This is a genomic window from Variovorax frigidus (genome assembly GCF_051216515.1).
Taxonomy (GTDB): Bacteria; Pseudomonadota; Gammaproteobacteria; order Burkholderiales; family Burkholderiaceae_C; genus Variovorax.
The window spans coordinates 242,725-264,742 of record NZ_JBPJZF010000007.1; the positions used below are offsets into that span (position 1 = coordinate 242,725).

The window sequence follows — 22,018 nt, forward strand, 5'->3', positions numbered from 1 at the left end:
CACCGCGGCGAGGCGCGGGCAGGACTGCGACAATGGCGGCCCTTATGACCTCCGCCTACATCCTGACCCTGTCCTGTCCCGACCGCACCGGCATCGTCCATGCCGTCTCGGGCTTCCTGCTGGAACGCAACGGCAACATCGAGGAAGCGGCGCAGTACTACGACGCCGGCACCGGCCTGTTCTTCATGCGCGTGCGCTTCGCCTGCAGCGACCACAGCGAGGCGGCCCTGCGCGAACAGCTGGCCGGCTTCGCCGAAGGCTTCGGCATGACGCTGCAGCTGCATGCCGTCGCCCAGCCGATGAAGACCGTGATCCTCGTGAGCAAGGAAGGCCACTGTCTGAACGACCTGCTGTTCCGCTGGAAGAGCGGCCTCTTGGCCATCGACGTGCGCGCCATCGTCTCGAACCACCGCGACTTCTACCAGCTCGCGGCCAGCTACAACGTGCCCTTCCATCACATCCCCGTGACCGCCGCCACCAAGGCGCAGGGCGAGGCGAAGCAGATGGAAATCATCGAGGCCGAAGGCGCCGAACTGGTGGTGCTCGCGCGCTACATGCAGATCCTGAGCAACGACCTGTGCGTCAAGCTCAACGGCCGCGCGATCAACATCCACCACTCCTTCCTGCCCAGCTTCAAGGGTGCCAAGCCCTACTACCAGGCGCACGACCGCGGCGTGAAGCTGATCGGCGCCACCGCCCACTACGTGACGGCCGACCTCGACGAAGGCCCGATCATCGAACAGGACGTGGCGCGCGCCGACCACACCGACACGGTGGAAGACCTCACCGCCCGCGGCCGCGACACCGAGAGCCAGGTGCTGGCCCGTGCCGTCAAGTGGCACAGCGAGCACCGCGTGGTCATGAACGGCCACAAGACCGTCGTCTTCAAGTAACCCCGGGCGCTCTTGCGTCGTAGAGTGAGGCCATGAACGCTCCCGCCACGCCCACCGAGAACGCGCAGCATGCGCGCGCGGACCGCCAGTCGCAGACCGTGCGCGCGCTGCAGGCCCACCTGCCCGCCCATGCGCTGATCTGGCACGACGAGGACACCACGCCTTACGAGTGCGACGGCCTGACGGCCTACCGCCAGCGCCCGCTGGTGGTGGCGCTGCCGGAAACCGAGGCGCAGGTGGCCGCGGTGCTGCGCACCTGCCACGCACTGGGCGTGCCGGTGGTGGCGCGCGGCGCGGGCACCGGTCTCTCGGGCGGTGCGATGCCGCACGCGATGGGCGTGACGCTGTCGCTGGCCAAGTTCAACAAGATCGTGAAGATCGATCCGGTGAGCCGCACCGCCGTCGTGCAGTGCGGCGTGCGCAACCTCGCGATCAGCGAGGCCGCCGCGCCCTTCAACCTCTACTACGCGCCCGATCCCTCGAGCCAGATCGCCTGCACCATCGGCGGCAACGTGGCCGAGAACTCGGGCGGCGTGCACTGCCTCAAGTACGGCCTCACGCTGCACAACGTGCTGCGCGTGCGCGGCTTCACCGCCGAGGGCGAGGCGATCGAGTTCGGCGGCGAAGCACTGGACTGCGCGGGCCTGGACCTGCTCGCGCTGGTGGTCGGCAGCGAAGGCATGCTGGCCGTGACCACCGAGGTCACGGTCAAGCTGGTGCCCAAGCCGCAGCTCGCGCGCTGCATCATGGCCAGCTTCGACGACGTGCGCAAAGCCGGCGACGCGGTGGCGGCCGTGATCGCCGCGGGCATCATCCCGGCCGGCCTCGAGATGATGGACAAGCCCATGACCGCCGCGGTCGAGGACTTCGTCAAGGCCGGCTACGACCTCGACGCCGCGGCGATCCTGCTGTGCGAATCCGACGGCACGCCCGAAGAAGTCGAGGAAGAGATCGGCCGCATGACCGCGGTGCTGCGCGGCTGCGGCGCCACGGCCATCTCGGTCAGCGCCAGCGAGGACGAACGGCTGAAGTTCTGGAGCGGGCGCAAGAACGCGTTTCCCGCCTCGGGCCGCATCAGCCCCGACTACATGTGCCTGGACTCGACCATCCCGCGCAAGCGTTTGGCCGACATCCTGCTGGCGATCCAGCAGATGGAGATCAAGTACAAGCTGCGCTGCTGCAACGTGTTCCATGCGGGCGACGGCAACCTGCATCCGCTGGTGCTCTTCGATGCCAACGATCCCGACGAACTGCACCGCTGCGAACTCTTCGGCGCCGACATCCTCGAGACCAGCGTCGCGATGGGCGGCACGGTCTCGGGCGAGCACGGCGTGGGCGTCGAGAAGCTCAACAGCATGTGCGTGCAGTTCACGGCCGCCGAGAACGAGATGATGTTCGGCGTGAAGCGCGCCTTCGATCCGTCGGGCCTGCTCAACCCCGGCAAGGTGATCCCGACGCTGCAGCGCTGCGCCGAGTACGGCAAGCAGGTGGTGCGCGGCGGCCAGACGCTGCCGCATCCGGACCTGCCGCGCTTCTAGGCACGACGCGATGAAAGGCTTGCGCGGACTCGCCTGGCTGCTGGTGTTCCAGTCGATCGGCGAGGTGCTCGCGCGCGGCTTCGCCCTGCCCTTGCCCGGCCCGGTGCTGGGCCTGATGCTGCTGCTGGTCGCGTTGCGTTTTCCGCTGGTGCGCGAACCGGTGGGCGAATGCGCCGACTTCCTGCTTTCGCACCTGTCGCTGTTGTTCATCCCGGTCGGCGTGGGCGTGATGACGCACCTCGCGCTGCTGTCGCAGTACGGCGGGCGCATGCTGTTCGTGATCGTGCTCTCGACCTGGATCGGCATGGGCGTCACGGTGCTCGTGCTCTATGGCGGCAAGGGCCAGGCCCACTGAACGGCCATGCGCTTCGTCGAACTCTGGGTCTATCTCTCCGCCTCGCCGCTGTTCGGCCTGACGGCCACGCTGGTGGTGTACCTGCTCGCACAGGCGGCCTACATGCGGCTCGACAGCGCGCCCTGGGCCAACCCGGTGCTGTGGTCGGTGCTCGTGCTGGCGGGCGGCCTGCTCGCCACAGGCGTCGACTATCCGAGCTACTTCGCGGGCGCGCAGTTCATCCACTTCCTGCTGGGCCCGGCGGTGGTCGCGCTGGCCTGGCCGTTGTGGCAGCGACGGGCCGAACTGCGCGCGCGCTTCGGCCGTGTGCTGCTGGCCGCGCTGCTCGGCGGCATGGCCGCGTCCGGCTCGGCCGTCGCGCTGGGCTGGGCCGTGGGCCTGCCGCACGATGTGCTGATGTCGCTGGCACCCAAGTCGGTCACGGCGCCGGTCGCGATGGGCATTGCGGAAAAGATCGGCGGCATCCCCGCACTGTCGGCGGTGTTCGCGGTGCTCACCGGGCTGGTCGGCGCGCTCTCGGGCAAATACCTGTTCGACTTCCTGCGCATCGCGACCACGCCCGCGGGCTGGGCCGCGCGCGGCTTCGCGCTGGGCACCACGGCGCACGGCATCGGCGCCGCGCGAGCGCTGCACGTGAACGCCGATGCGGGCGCCTACGCGGGCCTGGCGCTGGGCCTGCAGGTGGTGCTGGCGGCCTTGTTGATGCCGCTGGCGTTCCGGCTCTTCTGAGCCGACGCACCCCGATCAGCGGCCATCAACGGCGGTTGGGGTTGTCCGGGCGGCGGTCGTGGCGGTTGGGCACGCCGTCGCCGTCGCGGTCCCAGCGGCCCCGGTTGTATTCCCAGCGCCCGCCGCGCTCGCGCCACTCGGGCGCCCGGTAGGCATAGCCGGGGCGTGCACGCATGTACGCACCCGGCACCCACACATGGCGGTGGCCGCGCGCTTCATAGTGGCCCGGCGCCCAGACGTAGCCGCGGCGCGGCGGTGGCACGCGTTCATAGCGCGGCGGTGGCGGCGGCGAGTTGATGAACACGGCCACCGGCTGGGCTTCTGCAGCGGTGGGCAGCATGACCGCGCCGACAGGCAACAGCACGGCAGCGCAGGCGGCGAGGGAGAGTGCAAGTTTTTTCATGGCAAACCTTCTTTGAGTCGGTGACTCGATCGTGGGTCTTCGATGTGAAGCCCGTGTAAGCGGCACACGAAATCTTGTGTCGTGCTGTGTCGCCGATGTGCCTGTGGCTCAGGGTTTGCGATAGCGGCCGGCCGCACGCGGCGGCTTGCCAGCACCCAGGCCCCCAAGAACAATCCTACCCATGGGTAGAACGAGACAAACCACACCACGCCAGCCACATCTTCCGCAGGGCACCGGCCGGCAACGCACCGCGACAGAAGCGACCGACATCCAGCGCGAACGCATCCTCGAAGCCGCGGCCACGCTGTTCGCGGCGCAGGGTTACGCGGCCACCACCCTCGCGCAGATCGCGCGTGCGCTGGACGCCACCAAGCCCTTCGTCTACTACTACTTCCGCGACAAGCAGGAAATCTTCGAGACCTTGTCGTGGCGCCCCACGGTGGCCTGCTTCACGTCGATGGACTTCGCGCCCGACGATGCACGGCCGGCCCGCGCGAAGGTGGGCGAAGGCATCGAGCGCCTGATCCGCGCCACGCTCGACCACCACCCCTGCGCGGTGTTCCCCTACCGCGAACCGCAGGTGTACCGGCCCGAATACATTGCCGCGCAGAAGAAGCTGGCACGCCATTTCTACAGCCGTCTGTGTGCGCTGCTCGAGGAGGGCCGGCGCGACGGCGACTTCGATTTCGGCGACACCATGGTCACGGCGCTGGCCGCCTGCAGCCTGCCCGGCTTTCTCTACACCTGGTATCGCCCGGGCGGACGCCTGTCGCAGGACGAGACGGTGGCCGAACTTTCCCGGCTCGCCTGGCGCGTGCTGGGCATGCGCTGAGCGCCCTTGTCCCACAATCCCCGTGATCGCATCCGGACCATAGTAGGGCCATGACGAAAACCATCGAGCTGATCGGCGCGCCCACCGACATCGGCGCCAGTGTGCGCGGCGCCGGCATGGGCCCCGATGCCTTGCGGGTGGCCGACATCGCGGGCACGCTGGCGCGGCTGGGCTTCGAGGTGCTCGACCGCGGCAACCTGGCCGGCCCGGCCACGCCCTGGGCCGCACCCACGGGCGGGCTGCGCCACCTCGACGAGGCCGTGGCCTGGAACCGCGCGGTGTACGACGCGGTCGACACGGCACTCGGCGCCGGACGCCTGCCGCTGATGATGGGCGGCGACCACAGCCTGGCGATCGGCTCGATCAGCGCGGTCGCCTGGCATGTGCGGCAGCGCGGGCAGGCCCTGCGGGTGCTCTGGCTGGATGCGCACACCGACGTCAACACGCACGGCACCAGCCCGAGCGGCAACATCCACGGCATGCCCGTGGCGTGCCTGCTGGGCCATGGCCCCGCCGCGCTGACCGGCTGGAGCGGCCAGCCGGCCGCTCTGACGCCCGACGCCATCCGCTTCCTGGGCATCCGCAGCGTCGACGCCGACGAGAAGCGCGCCATCCAGGCCCAGGGCCTCACCGTGTTCGACATGCGCCACATCGACGAGCACGGCATGCGCAACACGCTGACCGAGGCGCTGCAGGACGTCGACGAGAACACCCACCTGCACGTCAGCTTCGATCTCGACTGCCTGGACCCGGCCGACGCGCCCGGCGTCGGCACCGGCGTGCGCGGCGGGCCCACCTACCGCGAGATGCAGCTGTGCATGGAGATGCTCGCCGACACCGGCCGGCTGGGCTCGCTGGACGTGGTCGAGCTCAATCCCGCGCTCGACGTGCGCAACCGGACCGCCGAGGTGGCGGTGGAACTGATCGCCAGCCTGCTGGGCCAATCGACGCTGGCCCGCTGAGGCGAAAGCGCTGTTTCAGGCGACCTTCCTACGCAGGGACGTGGAGAGACGGAAGTCCCTGCAGCGCGTTGGCGCGTACAGTGGGTCTTTCTCCGCCGACCCCTGACATGCCTTTCCCCGCGATGCTTCCCCCCGACGACAACGCTCCCGCCTCAGCGAGCCCGCTGCGTGTGCTTGTCGTCGAGGACGATCCCGCCACGTTGGACGCCACCGTCGAAATGCTGCAGTTGCTCGGCCATTGGGTGGCCGGCGTCAAGAGCGCCGAGGTGGCGCGCGACCGCTTCATCGACGGCGCCTTCGACGTGCTCATGACCGACGTCGGCCTGCCCGCCCTGTCGGGACTGGACCTGGTCGACATCCTGCAGGTGCAGAACAAGCTGCAGGTGATCTTCGCCACCGGTCAGCCGAAACCGGCCCGGCCGGTGCCGGGAACGGTCTGGCTGCAGAAACCTTTCAGTGTCGAGGCCTTGCAGGCCGCGCTGCAGGGCATCGAAAAGATGTCGGACTGAGGTCGGCTCAGCCGCGGTCGCCCGAGGGCTCGACCGGCATCGTCTGCGGCGGTGCACTCAAGGGCGTGGCCGACGGTACGCCCTGCGGCGTCACCGGCATGGTGACCGCAGACCCGACGGTCGGTTGCGCTTTCTCTTCGGGGATGTCGGCGACCAGATAGCGATCGAGCAACGCATAGAAGCGGTCGTAGAAGCGCTCGTCGGTCAGCGTTTCGCTCGCCACCTTGATCATCGCGTCATCGCTCGACGAGAAGGGCAAGGACAGCGAGCCGATCACGCCCACGCCCACGCTGGCGGCGTTGTTGGTCTTCTTCATGCCGTAGCGGTCCTGCAGCGCCGTGGCGAAGGCGATGGTCTTGCGCGGTCCGCTCTTCGCCGCCTCGTCGCGTGCGCACACCACGCGGAATTCGACCTCGACGTGCACTTCGTTGGCCGGCTGGAAGCTCTTGCGTCCGGTCACCAGGTCGGCGTTGGCCGCCGTCACCAGGTAGCCCTGGCTCAGCAGCGCGCGCCGGGCCGCCTCGCAGGTCTGGGCCTCGGTGGCGGCATAGCTGCGCGAATGGGTGGTGGTCGAGTCGAACTCTTCGGGGTCGTAGACCACGCGGCGGGCCGGCCCGCTGGCGCAGCCCGCGAGGACCAGAACGAGGAGGGCCGCGGCGGCGCGGCGGGAAGAAAGGGGCAGGGATTGGAGCGACATCGGCATGGAATGCTACCCGGCGAAGACCGGCGCCTGTTCGGAGCCGTTCAGCTGCCCTTCAGTTCCCGGCCGCCGCGCATCCCCGCCGAAAGCGCACGGGTCGACTCAGGGGTAGAGGCCGCGTTCCTGCCGCGCCATCAGGATCCGCTCGCAGGCCACCGCGTAGGTGGCGGTGCGCAAGGAGATCTTGTGCTTGTCGGCCGTGTCCCAGATCTGGTGCAGCGCATTCATCATGATGCGGTCGAGCCGCACGTTGATTTCGTCCTCGTCCCAGAAGAAAGAGGAGAAGTCCTGCACCCATTCGAAATAGCTGACCGTCACGCCGCCGGCGTTGCAGATCACGTCGGGCACCACCAGCACGCCGCGCTCGGCCAGGATGTCGTCGGCCTCGGGCACGGTCGGGCCGTTGGCGCCTTCGAGCACCAGCCGGGCCGTGGTCTTGCGCGCGCGCTCGGCCGTGATCTGGCCTTCGAGCGCCGCCGGGATCAGGATGTCGCAGGGGACGTCCCAGAACTGCTCGTCCGGGATCTTGTCGCCGCCTTCGAAACCGGCCGCGCCCGCGGGGGTGCGCGAGATCGGGATCAGCGTGTTCAGGTCGAGGCCGTCGGGATTGACGACGGTGCCCGTGTGGTCCTGCACCGCCACCACCTTGGCGCCGGCTTCGACGAAGAGCTCGGCCGCCACCGAACCGACGTTGCCGAAGCCCTGCACCGCGATGCGTGCACCGCGCAGGTCCAGACCCAGGCGGCGTGCCGCCTCGCGGCCGGTGACGAACACGCCGCGGCCGGTGGCCTTGACGCGGCCCAGCGAACCGCCCAGGTGCAGCGGCTTGCCGGTGACGACGCCGGTGGACGTGCCGCCGGTGTTCATCGAGTAGGTGTCCATCATCCAGGCCATGATCTGGCCGTTGGTGTTGACGTCGGGCGCGGGGATGTCGGTGTGCGGGCCGATGATGATGCCGATCTCGCTGGTGTAGCGGCGCGTGATCTTCTCCAGCTCCTTCTGCGACAGCTTCTTGGGATCGACCCGGATGCCGCCCTTGGCGCCGCCGTAGGGCAGGTTCACCGCCGCGGTCTTGACCGTCATCCAGGCCGACAGCGCCATCACTTCTTCCAGCGTGACGTCGGGGTGGAAGCGCACGCCGCCCTTGCCCGGACCGCGGCTCATGTTGTGCTGCACGCGGTAGCCCTCGTAGTGCGCGATGCGCCCGTCGTCCATCTCGATCGGCACGTCGACGATCAGCGCCCGCTTGGGACGCTTGAGCGTCTCGGCCCAGCGCGCGAGGTCGCCGAGGTAGGGGATCACACGGTCGACCTGCTGCAGGTAGGTGCCCCAGGGGCTGTTGGCGGTCGGGTGGACGAAGGAGAGCTTTTCACTCATGGGAGGCCTCGGTGGTGACGATGGCCGTCACGATAGTCCTGCAACGCCGTCTGCGCCATGGCCTATGCGCGCCATGCCGACGGTTATGCAAGAGCCGTAAGAAGAAGCCACGCGCCCGCGGCGCCCTCGCCTGCTCAGCGCCGACCGAAGATCGCGGTGCCGACGCGCACCATCGTGCTGCCTGCGGCCACCGCAGCCTCCAGGTCGGCGCTCATGCCCAGCGACAGCGTGTCGAGCGCGAGGCCGGCCGCGCGCAGGGCTTCGTGGACCGCGACCGCGCGCAGGAAGAGTTCGCGCTGCACCGCAACATCGATGCTCGGCTCGGGGATCGCCATGAGCCCACGCAGCCGAAGGTGCGGCAAGGCGGCGACCGCACGTGCGAGTTCGAGCGCGGCTTCGGGCGGCACGCCCGACTTGTTGGCGCCGCCGTCGACGTTGACCTGCAGGCAGACCTGCAGCGGCGGCAGGTGGGCCGGCCGCTGGGCCGACAGGCGCTCGGCGATCTTGAGCCGGTCGATGCTGTGCACCCAGTCGAACTGCTCGGCCACCGCACGTGTCTTGTTGCTCTGCAACGGGCCGATGCAATGCCATTCGAGCTGTGCGCGCAGGTCGCCCAGCGCCTCGATCTTCTCCAGGCCTTCCTGCACATAGTTCTCGCCGAAGGCCACCTGGCCGGCCGCATGCGCGTCGCGCACGGCCTGCGGCCCGAAGGTCTTCGACACCGCCAGCAGGCGCACCCCGGCCGGGTCGCGTCCGGCCGCGGCACAGGCCGCTTCGATCCGGTGTTTCACTTGCTGGAGGTCGTCGCCAATCATCGTCATAATCGTCCAAAATCGTATCAAAACGTTCCGACACCCGCCCGAGGAATCCCGTGGACATCACCCAACTGCTGGCATTCAGTGTCAAGAACAAGGCCTCCGACCTGCACCTCTCGTCGGGACTGCCGCCGATGATCCGGGTGCACGGCGACGTGCGGCGCATCAACGTCGATGCGCTCGACCACAAGGCGGTGCACGCGATGGTGTACGACATCATGAGCGACACGCACCGCAAGCACTACGAAGAGTTCCTCGAGGTCGACTTCTCGTTCGAGATCGACGGCCTGGCGCGCTTCCGCGTGAACGCCTTCAACCAGGCGCGCGGTGCGGCCGCGGTGTTCCGGACGATTCCCTCGAAGATCCTCACGCTCGAGCAACTCAACGCACCCAAGATTTTCGGCGAGCTCGCACTCAAGCCGCGCGGCCTCGTGCTGGTGACCGGCCCCACGGGCTCGGGCAAGTCGACCACGCTGGCCGCGATGGTCAACTACCTCAACGAGACCGAGTACGGCCACATCCTCACGGTCGAGGACCCGATCGAGTTCGTGCACGAGTCGAAGAAGTGCCTGATCAACCAGCGCGAAGTCGGCCCGATGACGCTGAGTTTCGCCAACGCGCTGCGCTCGGCACTGCGCGAAGACCCGGACGCGATCCTGGTCGGTGAGATGCGCGACCTCGAAACGATCCGCCTCGCCATGACCGCGGCCGAGACCGGCCATCTGGTGTTCGGCACGCTGCACACCTCGTCGGCCGCCAAGACCATCGACCGGATCATCGACGTGTTCCCGGGCGAGGAAAAGGAAATGATTCGCGCGATGCTGTCGGAGTCGTTGCAGGCGGTGATCTCGCAGACGCTGTGCAAGACCAAGGACGGCCTGGGCCGCGTGGCGGCGCACGAGATCATGCTGGGCACCTCGGCCATCCGCAACCTGATCCGCGAAGGCAAGGTCGCGCAGATGTACTCGACGATCCAGACCGGCAGCGGCCAGGGCATGCAGACGCTCGACCAGAACCTGACAGACATGGTGCGCCGTGGGATCATCTCGCCAGCGGAGGCGCGCGGCAAGGCGAAGACGCCCGAGAACTTCCCCGGGTAGGGGCACACCCCCGTTTCTCGCGCACTTCGTGTCGCTCAATTCCCCCTCTAGGGGGCGACACCGGTGGCCCGGCAAAGCCGGTTCGGCGGTATCTCCCGAACAGAGATATGGCCACGGCATTGGCCTGAAACGACAGCAGCAACCCGACAACGGAGCGCCCCATGGAACGCGATCAAGCCAGCCAGTTCATCAACGACCTGCTCAAGCTCATGGTGAGCCGCAACGGGAGCGACCTGTTCATCACGGCCGACTTTCCGCCGGCCATCAAGGTCGACGGCAAGGTCACCAAGGTGTCGGGCCAGGCGCTGGGCATGCAGCACACGGTGGCGCTCACGCGCTCGATCATGAACGACCGCCAGGTCGCGGATTTCGAGCGCACCAAGGAGTGCAACTTCGCGATCTCGCCCACCGGCATCGGCCGCTTCCGCGTCAACGCCTTCGTGCAGCAGGGCAAGGTCGGCATGGTGCTGCGGACCATCCCCTCCACGCTGCCGACCATCGACGGCCTGGGCATGCCGCAGGTGCTGAAGGACGTCGCCATGACCAAACGCGGCCTGATGATCCTGGTGGGCGCCACGGGCTCGGGCAAGTCGACCACGCTGGCGGCGATGGTCGACTGGCGCAACGAGAACTCCTACGGCCACATCGTGACGGTCGAGGACCCGATCGAGTTCGTGCACCCGCACAAGAACTGCGTGGTGACGCAGCGTGAAGTGGGCATCGACACCGACAGCTGGGACGCCGCGCTCAAGAACACGCTGCGCCAGGCGCCCGACGTGATCCTGATGGGCGAGATCCGCGACCGCGAGACCATGGAGCATGCGGTGGCCTTCGCCGAGACCGGCCACCTGTGCATGGCCACGCTGCATGCCAACAGCGCCAACCAGGCGCTCGACCGCATCATCAACTTCTTCCCCGAGGAACGCCGCACGCAGCTGCTGATGGACCTGTCGCTGAACCTGCGCTCGCTGATCTCGCAACGGCTGGTGCCGACCGAGGACGGCCTGGGCCGGGTCGCCGCAGTCGAGGTGCTGCTCAACACGCCGCTGATCTCCGATCTGATCTTCAAGGGCGAGGTCGGCGAGATCAAGGAGATCATGAAGAAGAGCCGCAACCTGGGCATGCAGACCTTCGACCAGGCGCTGTTCGACCTGTTCGAGAACCATGCGATCGGCTTCGACGACGCGATCCGCAACGCCGACTCGGCCAACGACCTGCGGCTGCAGATCAAGCTCAACAGCCGGCGCGCGCGCTCGACCGACCTGTCGGCCGGCACCGAGCACTTCGCGATCGTCTGAACGTCCGCACCCGGGCAGGGTGCTTCCCCCGCACCCCGGCGGCATGCCTCGCACTTGGGAGACACTCGGAGCGTGTCTTCCGCCACCACCGCCTGCCGCGTCGAATGGGCCGGCCAATCCCTCGAACTGCTGCCCGAGCGCGCACTGTGGTGGCCCGCGCGCGGCGTGCTGTTCGTGGCCGACCTGCACCTGGGCAAGGCCGCGACTTACCGCGCACTGGGCCAGCCCGTGCCCGGCGGCACCACGCAGGAGAACCTGGAACGGCTCGACCGGCTGATCGCGCGCCTCGGGCCCGCGGAGATCGTGTTCCTCGGCGATTTCCTGCATGCGGCCCAGGCCCGCACACCCGTGCTCCTGGCCACGTTGCAGGCCTGGCGCGCGACGCACGACCCCGCGTTGCGCCTGACCCTGGTGCGCGGCAACCACGACCAGCGCGCCGGCGATCCGCCGCCAGCGCTCGGCATCGCGGTGGTGAACGAGCCGCACCTGCTCGGTCCCTTCGCCTGCTGCCACCATCCGCAGCCGCATCCCACGCATTTCGTGCTGGCCGGGCATCTGCATCCGGCCTGCAAACTCTACGGCCCGGGGCGCGACCGGCTGCGCATGCCCTGCTTCGTGCAGGAGGCGGACCAGGTCATCCTGCCGGCCTTCGGCGAGTTCACGGGCGGCTGGCAGGTGCCGCCGGCGCCGGGACGGCGCTTCTACGGCGTGGCGGGTGCGGCCGTGTGGGCGCTGCCTGCCGAGGGCTAGCTATAGCACCACCGGCTAAAGCACCACCGGCGCGTCCGGCAGCTCGTTGCGCGTGGGCTCGCCCTCGGCGCGCGGGAAATGCGCGACCAGCAGCGCCGACACTTCCTCCAGCGCCTGCGTGAGCCCGTCCTCGAAGCGCCCGGCCTGGAAGGCGGTGCCCATGGAGCGGGTCATGGCACGCCACGCTTCGGCGTCCACATGGCGGTCGATGCCGCGGTCGGCCACGATCTCGATCGAATGGTCGGCCAGCAGCAGGTAGATCAGCACGCCGTTGTTGTGCTCGGTGTCCCAGACGCGCAGCTTGCCGAACAGCATCAGCGCGCGCTCGCGTGCCGGCGCCTCGCGCCAGAGGTAGCTGGCCGGCAGGCCGGCCTCGATGCACAGCCGGACCTCACCGGTGTGGCGCTGCTCGCTGGCCGCGACACGCCGGCGCAGTTGCGCCAGCACCGCGGGCGGCAGCACGCGGCGCACGGCCGCCTCGTCGGTCCAGCGATGGCGCCAGAAACGCCCCAGTTTGGCAAACAAGCCCATCTTCACCAGCCTCCCGAGGCGCCACCGCCGCCAAAATTACCGCCGCCGCCCGAACTGAAACCACCGCCACCGCCACCGCCGCCACCCCGGCTGCCGCCCGAGCCGCCGCTCCAGCCGCCGCCGAAGCCGCCCGGCAAGCCCATGCCGCCGATGGGCAGCGAGCGGGAAAAGGACCCGGCGATCATCGCGACCAGGCCGGCCACCACCGCGGTGAACAGGCTGGCGGTGATCAGGAAGGCGACCGTGCCGATGCCGCCGCCCAGCACCAGCGTGCCCAGCACCTTGCCGAAGATGCGGCGCACGATCGGCGCCACGATGAAGAAGCCGAAGAACAGGAAGATCCCGAGGTTCCCCCAGTCGATGCCGCCGCCCGAGGCGCGCTCGCCGCTGTCGCGGCGCGCCGGTTCGGGCAAGGGCTCGCCGTCGATCAGGCCGATGAGCCGGTCGACGGCCGCGTTCAACCCGCCCGCGAAATCGTTCTGGCGAAAGCGCGGCATCATCTCTTCGTCGATGATGCGGCTGGCCGCGAGGTCGGGCACCGGGCCCTCGAGCGTCTTCGCGACCTCGATGCGGATGCGGCGGTCGTCCTTGGCGACCACCACCAGCAGCCCGTCACCCACCTCCTTGCGGCCGATCTTCCAGTCGTTGGCCACGCGTTGGGCGTAGCTGGCGATGTCCTCGGGCGCGGCGGTGGGCACCATCAGCAGCACGATCTGCGAGCCCTTGCGGCGCTCGAAGTCCGCCAGACGGGTCTCGAGGCCGGCGCGCTGGGCGGCATCGAGGGTACCGGTCTGGTCGATCACACGCGCGCTCAGCGCGGGCACGGGCTTGAGTGCGGGCGCCGACGCCACGGTGGGCATCTGCCCCAGGGCCGGCCACGCGACGAAGGCCAACGCAAGCATCAGCCAGCGCGAGCCGTGCGCCAGAAGCCTGTTCATGCGGCGCGCCGACCCACGTTACGGCTTCTTGGGTGCACTGAAGTCCACCGTCGGCGGCACCGAGATCTGCGCTTCGTTCTGCACGCTGAAGTTGGGCTTGGGGGCGTAGCCGAAGATCTTGGCCGTGACCATGGTCGGGAAGCGGCGCGCGAGCACGTTGTAGTCCTGCACGCTCTCGATGTAGCGGTTGCGCGCCACGGTGATGCGGTTCTCGGTGCCTTCCAGCGTCACACGCAGGTCGCGGAAGGCCTGGTTGGCCTTGAGTTCGGGGTAGCGTTCGGCGACCACCATCAGCCGCGATAGCGCCGACGTGAGTTCGCCCTGCGCCTGCTGGAACTTGGCGAAGGCCTCGGGGTTGTTGAGGGTCTCGGGCGTGACCTGGATCGACGTGGCCTTGGCCCGCGCTTCGATCACTTGGGTCAGGGTGTCCTGCTCGAAGCTGGCCTCACCCTTGACCGTCGCCACGATGTTGGGCACCAGGTCGGCACGGCGCTGGTACTGGTTGAGCACCTCGCTCCAGGCCGACTTGCTGGCCTCGTCGAGTTCCTGGAATTCGTTGTAGCCGCAGCCGCTCAGCGAGAGCGCCGTGAAGAGGATCAGAAGCCAGCGTTTCATGGTGTGCGTTTCCCTTGGTCGATGAAGCATCGGCGGCGGCGCTTCGGTGCCGCACCGGCCGGTTCGGCGACAAGCATAGCCCAGGGTCATCGGCCACAGGCAAAATCGCCCTTCCTCCAGAACCAACCTGCCATGCCCACCAAGACCAAGCTCCGCGACGCGGCCATCGGCGGCACCGCCGACGACGTCGAAGCCGCCTTCTACGAGGCGCTGCAGCGCGGCGACATCGACGCGCTGATGGCGTGCTGGGCCGACGACGACGAGGTGTTCTGCGTGCACCCTGGCGGGCCGCGGCTCGTGGGCCCGGTCGCGATCCGCGCGGCCTTCGAGCAGATGTTCGGCCACGGCGCGATCCATGTGCGGCCGGCGCGGGTGCGCAAGGTCGAGTCGCTGGCCAGCGCGGTGCACAACGTGCTCGAGCGCATCGAGGTGCTCACGGCCGAAGGGCCGCAGCATGCCTTCGTGCTGGCCACCAACGTCTATCACAAGGCCGCCCAGGGCTGGCGCCTGGTGGCCCACCATGCCAGCCCGGGCAGCGCGCGCGAGCCCGACGAGGACGACACCGCGCGCCAGACGCTTCATTGAGCCCGGTCGCGGAAGCCATGCAGTCCTACCGTGCGCCGCACTGGTTGCCCGGCGGCAACCTGCAGACCATCTGGCCGGCGCTCTGGGCGCGCCGTGCGGATGCGCCACCGGTCTACCGGCGCGAGCGCTGGACCACGCCGGACGGCGACTTCGTCGACGTGGACCGCATCGATGCCAGCGACCCGGCCGCGCCGCTGCTGGTGCTGTTCCACGGCCTCGAGGGCTCGTCGCACAGCCACTACGCCGAGGCTTTCGCGGGCTTCGCCGCCGCGCGCGGCTGGGCCTTCGCCCTGCCGCATTTCCGGGGCTGCAGCGGCGAGATCAACCTCGCGCCGCGCGCCTACCATTCAGGCGATTTCGAGGAGATCGGCTGGATGCTCGAGCGCTGCGCCGCGGGTCGCCCGCCGGGCGCACCGATGATGGCCGCAGGCGTCTCGCTGGGCGGCAACGCGCTGCTGCGCTGGGCCGAGGAAGCCGGCGCCACGGCCGCGCGCACCGTGCACGCCGTGGCTGCGGTCTCGGCGCCGGTCGATCTGGCGGCCGGCGGCGCGGCGATCGGCCGCGGTTTCAACCGGCGGGTCTACACACGCATGTTCCTGTCGACCATGAAGCCCAAGGCCCTGGCCAAGCTGGCCCAGCACCCGGGCCTGTTCGACCGCGACACGCTGATGGCCGCCGGCGACCTGCGCGCCTTCGACAACGTGTTCACCGCCCCGCTGCACGGCTTCAGGGACACCGACGACTACTGGAGCCGCGGGTCGGCCAAGCCCCACCTGCACGCGGTCCGTGTGCCGACCTTGGTGGTGAACGCGCTGAACGATCCCTTCGTGCCCGCCGAGAGCCTGCCGCGCCCCGACGAGGTCGGCCGCCACGTCACGCTGTGGCAACCCGCGCACGGCGGCCACGTCGGTTTCCCGCTGGGCCTGCCGCCCGGCCACGTGCGCGGCATGCCCGAGCGCGTGGGCAGCTGGCTGGCGCAGCATCTGTCCCGCTGAGTCCACGGGGTATTGCCAGGACCACCGCTCCGGTTTTTTCCAGGGCCATCGCGGAACCGGCTTCGCCGGGCCGCAGATGGCGCCCCCGGTAGGGGGAGGGAGAAGCGACACGAAGTGGCGCGGAGCCTGGGGGCGAGCAAAATACCTTTATGGATGACATCGTCAAGCAGGCCCTCGCGAAGTGGCCCAACGTCCCGCACTGCCATGGCTGGCTCGGCCTCGATGCGCGCGGCAACTGGTACATGCGCGACGACCGCACGCAGGCCGAAGGCCCGTTCCCGGCCGCCAAGGGTTCGCTGCTGCGGCACGACAAGCTGATCGACTTCATCCAGCGCAACTACGAGGCCGACGAAGCCGGCCAGTGGTTCTTCCAGAACGGCCCGCAGCGCGTCTACGTCGAACTCGAGGCCGCGCCCTGGGTCTGGCGCATCGGCGAGGATTTCTCGGTGCACGCGCACACCGGCACGGCCACCACGCACGGCCAGGTCCTGCTCGACGAGGCCGGCAAGCTCTACCTGGCGACGCCGCTGGGGTTGGGGCTGGTGCACACGCAGGACATGGGCCTGGCGGCCGACGCCCTCGAACAGGGACTGTGGCCGCAGCCTGAGGCGGTGCAGGCGGCCGACCTGCCCGCGCGCTTCGGTCATGTGCTCAGCCCGGTGGCACGCCACCCCACAGCGGGCTGAGCAGCCCCCCAAAGAAAAAGCCGGCACAGGGCCGGCTCGTTCGGGACGGCGTCGAAGACGCCGAGGGGATTCCTGCTTACTTGCTTGCGGCAGCGACCGGTGCGGAGGCCGCGCCATCGGCGGCAGGTGCCGCACCGTCCGCGGGCGCAGCGGCCGGGCGGTCGGGCACCGGGAACTTGCCGCCAGCCGAGTTGGCCATGTAGACCACGGCACGGCCGATTTCGAGGTCTTTGAAATCGCCGCCACCCTGCGGCGGCATCGCGCCCTTGCCCTTGAGCGCATGCTCGAGCAGCATGGCGTAGCCCTGGCCGATGCGCGGGCCCCAGGCCGCAGCGTCGTTCAGGTGGGGTGCGCCCGGAATGCCGGGGGCGCCGTGGCAGGCAATGCACTGTGCCTTGAACACGACTTCACCGGCGGCCAGCGCACGGTTGGCATCGCGGATCTCGATCGAGCCGACCTTCTTCAGGCGGTCGGCCACTTCACGGTCGCGCGTGTCCTTCGACACGCCATAGAGCGACATGTTGTCGCCCTGCGCCGCACCCGAGGGCCGGTTGTCGGAGACCACATAGGACACGAGTCCGACGATGATCACGATGGGGGCGATGAACGAGAAAAAGACCGCCAGCAGCAGTTGTTTCGGGTTCTTGATGGGGCCGGTGTGGGCTTCTTCTGTGGCCTGGTAGTGCGGGTCTGCGCTCATGGCGTCCTCAAAATCGGGGGCTTCTCGGGGGGTCGGGCGAAATCAACCCGCGATTATAGGGAAGGCCCCAGAGATCGACGGACTGTGTTGCCCATCGCGGTGCAGGCATGGCATGCGCGCGGCACCCCGGAAGGCGCCGCGCCGCGACTCATTCCTTCCAGCCGCCGCCCAGCGCCTTGTAGAGCGTGACCTGGTTCTGCAGCTGCAGCAGGCGCGTCTGCACCGCGGCCTGCTGGGCGCTGAACAGCGAACGCTGCGCGTCGAGCAGGTCGAGCGAGCTCGCGATGCCGTTGCGGTAGCGCAGGTCGGACAGCTTGAAGCGCTGGTCCTCGGCCGCGGCCTGCGCGCGCAGGGCACGCACCTGCTCGCCCAGCGTGGCGCGGCCGGCGAGTGCATCGGCCACTTCGCGGAAGGCCGACTGGATCGACTTCTCGTACTGCGCCACCGCGATGTCGCGGCCGGCGCGTGCCGAATCGAGGTTGGCCTGGTTGCTGCCGGCGTTGAAGATCGGCAGCACCAGCTGCGGTGCGATCGAAAACGCACTCGAGCCGCTCTTGAACAGCCCCGACAGTTCGTTGCTCGCGGTGCCGGCCGTGGCCGTCAGCGAGATGCGCGGGAAGAAGGCCGCGCGCGCAGCGCCGATGTTCGCGTTGGCCGACAGCAGCAGCTGCTCGGCCTGGCGGATGTCCGGACGCTCGATCAGCAGATCGGACGGCAGGCCCACCGGCAGCTCGGGCATGGTCTGGATGCTCTCGAGCCGCCCCAGTCCGTTGACCGTGGGAAGGGCCGCGGGCTGCACCGGCGCGCCGAGCAGCAGCGCCAGCGCGTTCTCGTCCTGCAAGCGCTGACGCTGCTGCTGGGCGTAGGCCGCGCGGGCCGTCTCGGCGGCCGAGTTGGCCGCCTGGAAATCGATCTCCGACGAGACGCCGGCGTCGAAGCGCAACTTGGTGAGCCGCACCGATTCATCGCGCGTGCCCAGGGTCTGGCGCGTGAGTTCGAGCAGTTCGTCGTCGGCCAGCAGCGTGTACCAGCCGGTCGCCACGGCACTGATCAGGCTGATCTGCGCGGCCTTGCGGGCCTCTTCGGTGGCCAGGTACTGCGCGAGCGCGGCTTCCTTCAAGCTGCCGAGGCGATTGAAGAAGTCGATTTCCCAGGACGAGATGCCCAGGCCCACCTGGAAGCTGTTGCCCAGGCGACCATCGATCGCCGAGGGCTGGCGCGTGGCCGAGACGATGCCGTTGAGCGCCGGGTACTGCGCGGCACGGCTGATCTGGAACTGCGCGCGCGCCTGCTCGATGTTGAGCACCGACACCCGCAGGTCGCGGTTGTTGACGAGCGCGGTGCGGATCAGATCCTGCAGCCGCGGATCGGTGAAGTAGTCCTGCCAGGCGACCGTTGCCGCCGCCGCGCCGGCGGGTTGCGCCGGGTCGCCGGGGAAAGTGGTGGGCACCGGCGCCGCGGGGCGCTCGTAGGTCGGGATCAGCGAGCAGCCGGCCAGGAAGGCGCTGGCCGCCAGCGCGCTGAGCGTGTGGCGTGAAATCATTCGCTTAGTCATGGCTTTGTTCGATTCCTGCCGCTTCGGCGTGGCGCCGATCGGCTTCATGCTGGCGCTTGCTGCCCTTGAACAGGGTGCGCACGACCACGAAAAACACCGGTACGAAGAACACCGCCAGCACGGTGCCCGTGACCATGCCGCCCAGCACGCCGGTGCCGATGGCACGTTGGCTGGCCGAGCCGGCGCCGGAGGCCAGCACCAGCGGCAGCACGCCGAGGCCGAAGGCCAGCGAGGTCATCACGATCGGGCGGAAGCGCAGATGGGCGGCTTCGAGCGCGGCCTGGACCACCCCCTTGCCTTGCGCCTGCAGATCCTTGGCGAACTCGATGATCAGAATCGCGTTCTTCGCGGACAGGCCGATGATGGTGATCAGCCCGACCTGGAAGTACACGTCGTTCGAGTAGGCCCGCAGCATGGTCGCCAGCAGCACGCCGAGCACGCCCAGCGGCACCACCAGAATCACCGACAGCGGGATGGTCCAGCTCTCGTAGAGCGCAGCCAGGCACAGGAACACCGCCAGGATCGCGAAGCCGTAGAGGATCATGGCCTGCGAGCCCGCGAGCTTTTCCTCACGCGACTGGCCGGTCCACTCGAAGCCGAAGCCCGCCGGCAGCTTGGCTGCCAGCGCTTCCATCTCGGCCATCGCCGCGCCCGAACTCGACCCAGGCGCCGCCGAGCCGGAGATGCGCACCGCCGGATAGCCGTTGTAGCGCACCGTCTGCTGCGCACCGTTGACCCAGCGCGTGCTCGCGAAGGTCGACAGCGGCACCGGGTTGCCCTGCGTGTTGCTCGCATTGAGCTTGAGCAGGTCGTCGGGCTGCATCCGTGCGGGCGCATCGGCCTGCACCACCACGCGCTGCAGGCGGCCCTGGTTCGGGAAGTCGTTGATGTAGCTCGAGCCCAGCGCGGTCGACAGCGTCGTGTTGATCGCGTCGAAGGTCACACCCAGCGCGTTCGCCTTGTCGCGGTCGATGTCGATCTGCAGCTGCGGCGCATCTTCCAGGCCGTCCGGCCGCACCTGCGTGAGCAGCTTGCTCTGCGAGGCCATGCCCAGCAACTGGTTGCGCGCGTTGATGAGCGCCTGGTGGCCCGCACCGGCGCGGTCCTGCAGCCGGAAGGTGAAGCCGCTGGCGTTGCCCAGTTCAGGAATCGGCGGCGGGTTCAGCGGGTAGATGAACGCATCGCGGATGCCCGAGAGCGCACCGAAGGCGCGGCCGGCCAGGGCGTCGGCCGACTGACCGGCGTCCTTGCGTTCTTCCCAGTCCTTCAGCGTCACGAAGGCGAGGCCGGCGTTCTGGCCCTGGCCCGAGAAGCTGAAGCCCAGCACGCTGACCATGCTCTGCACTTCGGGCTGCTTGAGGAGGTAGCCCTCGACCTGCTCCATGACCGAGAGCGTGCGGTCCTGCGTCGCACCCGGCGGCAGCTGCACGTTGACGATGATGTTGCCCTGGTCTTCCTGCGGCAGGAACGAGGTCGGCAGGCCGCGGAACAGCAGCACCACCGCGCCCACGATCGCGATGTAGATGATCAGGTAGCGCGCGGCGCGCTTGAGCAGCCGGGCGACGACGCCTTCATAGCCCTTCGAGGTGCGCGAGAAACCGCGGTTGAACCAGCCGAAGAAGCCCTTCTTCTCATGGTGGCTTCCCTGCTCGACGGGCTTGAGCAGCGTGGCGCACAGCGCCGGCGTGAGCGACAGCGCCATGAAGGCGGAGAAGCCGATCGACGCCACCATCACCGCCGAGAACTGGCGGTAGATGTTGCCGGTCGAGCCGGCGAAGAAGGCCAGCGGCACGAACACCGAGATCAGCACCACGGTCACGCCGATGATGGCGCCCGAGATCTGCTTCATCGCCTTGCGCGTGGCCTCGAGCGGCCCCAGGCCCTCCTCGGTCATGATGCGCTCGACGTTCTCCACCACCACGATCGCATCGTCCACCACGATACCGATCACCAGCACCATGCCGAACATGGTCAGCACGTTGATCGAGAAGCCCAGCGCGGCCAGCACCGCGAAGGTACCCAGCAGCGCGATCGGCACCACGATGGTCGGGATGATCGTGTAGCGCCAGTTCTGCAGGAACAGGAACATCACGACGAACACCAGCGCCACGGCTTCGAACAGCGTCTTCACCACCTCGGTGATGGAGATGCTCACGAAGCGCGAGCTGTCGTAGGGGATGCTCCACTTCACGCCTTCGGGGAAGTACTTGGCCAGCTCGGTCATCCGGTCACGGATGGCCTTGGCCGATTGCAGCGCATTGCCGCTGGGCGACAGCTGGACGCCGATGCCCACGGCCGGCGCGCCATCCAGGCGGGCCGAGGTCGAATAGGCCTGGCCGCCGAGTTCGATGCGCGCCACGTCCTTGAGCCGTACGGCCGAACCGTCGGTGTTGGCGCGCAGCACGATGTTGCCGAACTGCTCGACGGTGCTGAGCTGGCCGGTCACCACCACGGTGGCGGCAATGCTCTGACCGGTGATGTTCGGCAGGTCGCCGATCGAGCCCGAGGAGACCTGCGCGTTCTGCGCGCGGATCGCCGCATTGACGTCGGCCGACGACAGGTTGAAGCCCTGCAGCTTGGCCGGATCGATCCAGATGCGCATGGCGCGCTCGGTGCCGAAGAGCTGTGCCTGGCCGATGCCGGCCACGCGCTGCAGTTCGGGCACGATGTTGCGGGAGGCATAGTCGCCCAGCGCGATCGGATCGATCGCCGGGTTGTCCGAGGACAGCATCGTGAACAGCAGGAAGTTGTTGCGCGACTTGTCGACGCGCACGCCCTGCTGCGTCACCGCGGCCGGCAGACGCGGCGTTGCACGCGACAGGCGGTTCTGCACATCCACCTGTGCCAGGTCGGCATTGGTTCCGGTTTCGAAGGTGACCGTGATGGTGCCGGTGCCGTCGGCCTGGGCCACCGATTCCATGTAGATCAGCCCGGGCGAACCGTTCATCTCGCGTTCGATGACGGACAGCACGCTGTCCTCGAGCGTCTGGGCGGAAGCGCCCGGATAGGCGGTGTTGATGACGATGGCGGGAGGTGCCACCGGCGGGTACTGCGAGATCGGCAGCTGCGTGATCGCCACGCTGCCCATCACGATGACGAACAGCGCGATCACCCACGCGAAGATGGGCCGATCGATGAAGAATTTAGCCATG

The 22,018-nt window shown here is 68.7% G+C and carries 23 protein-coding genes; 13 read left to right on the forward strand and 10 right to left on the reverse strand.

Going from position 1 to position 22,018, the window contains the following annotated elements; genetic code table 11:
- Positions 1–44 precede the first annotated feature (44 nt).
- Genes purU through ACSFBC_RS21865 form a run of 4 tightly spaced genes read left to right on the forward strand, consistent with a single transcriptional unit; the run spans position 45 to position 3,515 of the window.
- Positions 45–893: a formyltetrahydrofolate deformylase gene (gene purU, locus ACSFBC_RS21850; RefSeq protein WP_435512447.1), complete on the forward strand. Its 849-nt coding sequence runs from the start codon at positions 45–47 to the stop codon at positions 891–893.
- 32 nt (positions 894–925) lie between these two features.
- Complete coding sequence (locus tag ACSFBC_RS21855) at positions 926–2,431, forward strand: FAD-linked oxidase C-terminal domain-containing protein (RefSeq protein ID WP_435512448.1); 1,506 nt, start codon at positions 926–928, stop codon at positions 2,429–2,431.
- A gap of 10 nt (positions 2,432–2,441) precedes the next feature.
- Positions 2,442–2,786: a CidA/LrgA family protein gene (locus tag ACSFBC_RS21860; protein ID WP_435512449.1), complete on the forward strand. Its 345-nt coding sequence runs from the start codon at positions 2,442–2,444 to the stop codon at positions 2,784–2,786.
- Positions 2,787–2,792: 6 nt separating this feature from the next.
- Positions 2,793–3,515, forward strand: coding sequence for an LrgB family protein (locus ACSFBC_RS21865; protein WP_435512450.1), 723 nt, complete (start codon positions 2,793–2,795; stop codon positions 3,513–3,515).
- A gap of 25 nt (positions 3,516–3,540) precedes the next feature.
- On the opposite strand, the gene ACSFBC_RS21870 is transcribed toward ACSFBC_RS21865, so the two are convergent.
- Entirely contained in the window at positions 3,541–3,918 is a 378-nt protein-coding gene (locus ACSFBC_RS21870; RefSeq protein WP_435512451.1) for a YXWGXW repeat-containing protein, read from the reverse strand.
- Positions 3,919–4,099: 181 nt separating this feature from the next.
- Here ACSFBC_RS21870 and ACSFBC_RS21875 point away from each other — a divergent pair, with 181 nt between their 5' ends.
- The 3 genes from ACSFBC_RS21875 to ACSFBC_RS21885 all read left to right on the forward strand — a co-directional run bounded on the left by ACSFBC_RS21875 (position 4,100) and on the right by ACSFBC_RS21885 (position 6,221).
- Entirely contained in the window at positions 4,100–4,750 is a 651-nt protein-coding gene (locus ACSFBC_RS21875) for a TetR/AcrR family transcriptional regulator (protein ID WP_435512452.1), read from the forward strand.
- Between the two features lie 50 nt (positions 4,751–4,800).
- Complete coding sequence (gene rocF, locus ACSFBC_RS21880; protein ID WP_435512453.1) at positions 4,801–5,712, forward strand: arginase; 912 nt, start codon at positions 4,801–4,803, stop codon at positions 5,710–5,712.
- A 107-nt stretch (positions 5,713–5,819) separates the two neighbouring features.
- Positions 5,820–6,221, forward strand: coding sequence for a response regulator (locus ACSFBC_RS21885; protein ID WP_435512454.1), 402 nt, complete (start codon positions 5,820–5,822; stop codon positions 6,219–6,221).
- Between the two features lie 7 nt (positions 6,222–6,228).
- Here ACSFBC_RS21885 and ACSFBC_RS21890 read toward each other — a convergent pair whose 3' ends face one another.
- The 3 genes from ACSFBC_RS21890 to ACSFBC_RS21900 all read right to left on the reverse strand — a co-directional run bounded on the left by ACSFBC_RS21890 (position 6,229) and on the right by ACSFBC_RS21900 (position 9,119).
- A complete protein-coding gene (locus tag ACSFBC_RS21890) occupies positions 6,229–6,918 on the reverse strand; it encodes a DUF2242 domain-containing protein (RefSeq protein WP_435512455.1) in 690 nt (229 codons plus the stop codon).
- 105 nt (positions 6,919–7,023) lie between these two features.
- The gene (locus ACSFBC_RS21895) at positions 7,024–8,298 is read right to left on the reverse strand and encodes a Glu/Leu/Phe/Val family dehydrogenase (protein WP_435512456.1); all 1,275 of its coding nucleotides are present in this window, start codon (positions 8,296–8,298) and stop codon (positions 7,024–7,026) included.
- A gap of 134 nt (positions 8,299–8,432) precedes the next feature.
- Positions 8,433–9,119 (reverse strand): YggS family pyridoxal phosphate-dependent enzyme, encoded by a 687-nt coding sequence (locus tag ACSFBC_RS21900; protein WP_435512457.1) that lies wholly within the window; start codon positions 9,117–9,119, stop codon positions 8,433–8,435.
- 50 nt (positions 9,120–9,169) lie between these two features.
- On the opposite strand from ACSFBC_RS21900, the gene ACSFBC_RS21905 reads away from it, so the two are divergent.
- The 3 genes from ACSFBC_RS21905 to pdeM all read left to right on the forward strand — a co-directional run bounded on the left by ACSFBC_RS21905 (position 9,170) and on the right by pdeM (position 12,261).
- The gene (locus tag ACSFBC_RS21905) at positions 9,170–10,213 is read left to right on the forward strand and encodes a type IV pilus twitching motility protein PilT (protein ID WP_435512458.1); all 1,044 of its coding nucleotides are present in this window, start codon (positions 9,170–9,172) and stop codon (positions 10,211–10,213) included.
- Between the two features lie 161 nt (positions 10,214–10,374).
- Positions 10,375–11,511, forward strand: coding sequence for a PilT/PilU family type 4a pilus ATPase (locus tag ACSFBC_RS21910; RefSeq protein WP_435512459.1), 1,137 nt, complete (start codon positions 10,375–10,377; stop codon positions 11,509–11,511).
- Positions 11,512–11,583: 72 nt separating this feature from the next.
- Positions 11,584–12,261 carry a ligase-associated DNA damage response endonuclease PdeM gene (pdeM, locus tag ACSFBC_RS21915; protein WP_435512460.1) on the forward strand — a complete coding sequence of 226 codons (678 nt, stop codon included), beginning with the start codon at positions 11,584–11,586 and terminating at the stop codon, positions 12,259–12,261.
- A gap of 15 nt (positions 12,262–12,276) precedes the next feature.
- On the opposite strand, the gene ACSFBC_RS21920 is transcribed toward pdeM, so the two are convergent.
- Genes ACSFBC_RS21920 through ACSFBC_RS21930 form a run of 3 tightly spaced genes read right to left on the reverse strand, consistent with a single transcriptional unit; the run spans position 12,277 to position 14,345 of the window.
- Positions 12,277–12,792, reverse strand: coding sequence for a TPM domain-containing protein (locus ACSFBC_RS21920; protein ID WP_435512461.1), 516 nt, complete (start codon positions 12,790–12,792; stop codon positions 12,277–12,279).
- Between the two features lie 2 nt (positions 12,793–12,794).
- The gene (locus ACSFBC_RS21925; protein ID WP_435512462.1) at positions 12,795–13,730 is read right to left on the reverse strand and encodes a TPM domain-containing protein; all 936 of its coding nucleotides are present in this window, start codon (positions 13,728–13,730) and stop codon (positions 12,795–12,797) included.
- A gap of 18 nt (positions 13,731–13,748) precedes the next feature.
- Positions 13,749–14,345 carry a LemA family protein gene (locus ACSFBC_RS21930; protein WP_435512463.1) on the reverse strand — a complete coding sequence of 199 codons (597 nt, stop codon included), beginning with the start codon at positions 14,343–14,345 and terminating at the stop codon, positions 13,749–13,751.
- Positions 14,346–14,477: 132 nt separating this feature from the next.
- On the opposite strand from ACSFBC_RS21930, the gene ACSFBC_RS21935 reads away from it, so the two are divergent.
- The 3 genes from ACSFBC_RS21935 to ACSFBC_RS21945 all read left to right on the forward strand — a co-directional run bounded on the left by ACSFBC_RS21935 (position 14,478) and on the right by ACSFBC_RS21945 (position 16,611).
- Positions 14,478–14,930 (forward strand): YybH family protein, encoded by a 453-nt coding sequence (locus tag ACSFBC_RS21935; RefSeq protein WP_435512464.1) that lies wholly within the window; start codon positions 14,478–14,480, stop codon positions 14,928–14,930.
- A gap of 17 nt (positions 14,931–14,947) precedes the next feature.
- Positions 14,948–15,925 carry a YheT family hydrolase gene (locus tag ACSFBC_RS21940; protein WP_435512465.1) on the forward strand — a complete coding sequence of 326 codons (978 nt, stop codon included), beginning with the start codon at positions 14,948–14,950 and terminating at the stop codon, positions 15,923–15,925.
- 149 nt (positions 15,926–16,074) lie between these two features.
- The gene (locus ACSFBC_RS21945) at positions 16,075–16,611 is read left to right on the forward strand and encodes a DUF2946 family protein (RefSeq protein WP_435512466.1); all 537 of its coding nucleotides are present in this window, start codon (positions 16,075–16,077) and stop codon (positions 16,609–16,611) included.
- A gap of 76 nt (positions 16,612–16,687) precedes the next feature.
- Here ACSFBC_RS21945 and ACSFBC_RS21950 read toward each other — a convergent pair whose 3' ends face one another.
- The 3 genes from ACSFBC_RS21950 to ACSFBC_RS21960 all read right to left on the reverse strand — a co-directional run bounded on the left by ACSFBC_RS21950 (position 16,688) and on the right by ACSFBC_RS21960 (position 22,017).
- Positions 16,688–17,311 carry a c-type cytochrome gene (locus ACSFBC_RS21950; protein WP_435512467.1) on the reverse strand — a complete coding sequence of 208 codons (624 nt, stop codon included), beginning with the start codon at positions 17,309–17,311 and terminating at the stop codon, positions 16,688–16,690.
- Between the two features lie 148 nt (positions 17,312–17,459).
- Positions 17,460–18,854 carry an efflux transporter outer membrane subunit gene (locus ACSFBC_RS21955; protein WP_435512468.1) on the reverse strand — a complete coding sequence of 465 codons (1,395 nt, stop codon included), beginning with the start codon at positions 18,852–18,854 and terminating at the stop codon, positions 17,460–17,462.
- Positions 18,855–18,858: 4 nt separating this feature from the next.
- Complete coding sequence (locus tag ACSFBC_RS21960; RefSeq protein ID WP_435512469.1) at positions 18,859–22,017, reverse strand: efflux RND transporter permease subunit; 3,159 nt, start codon at positions 22,015–22,017, stop codon at positions 18,859–18,861.
- Position 22,018 lies beyond the last annotated feature (1 nt).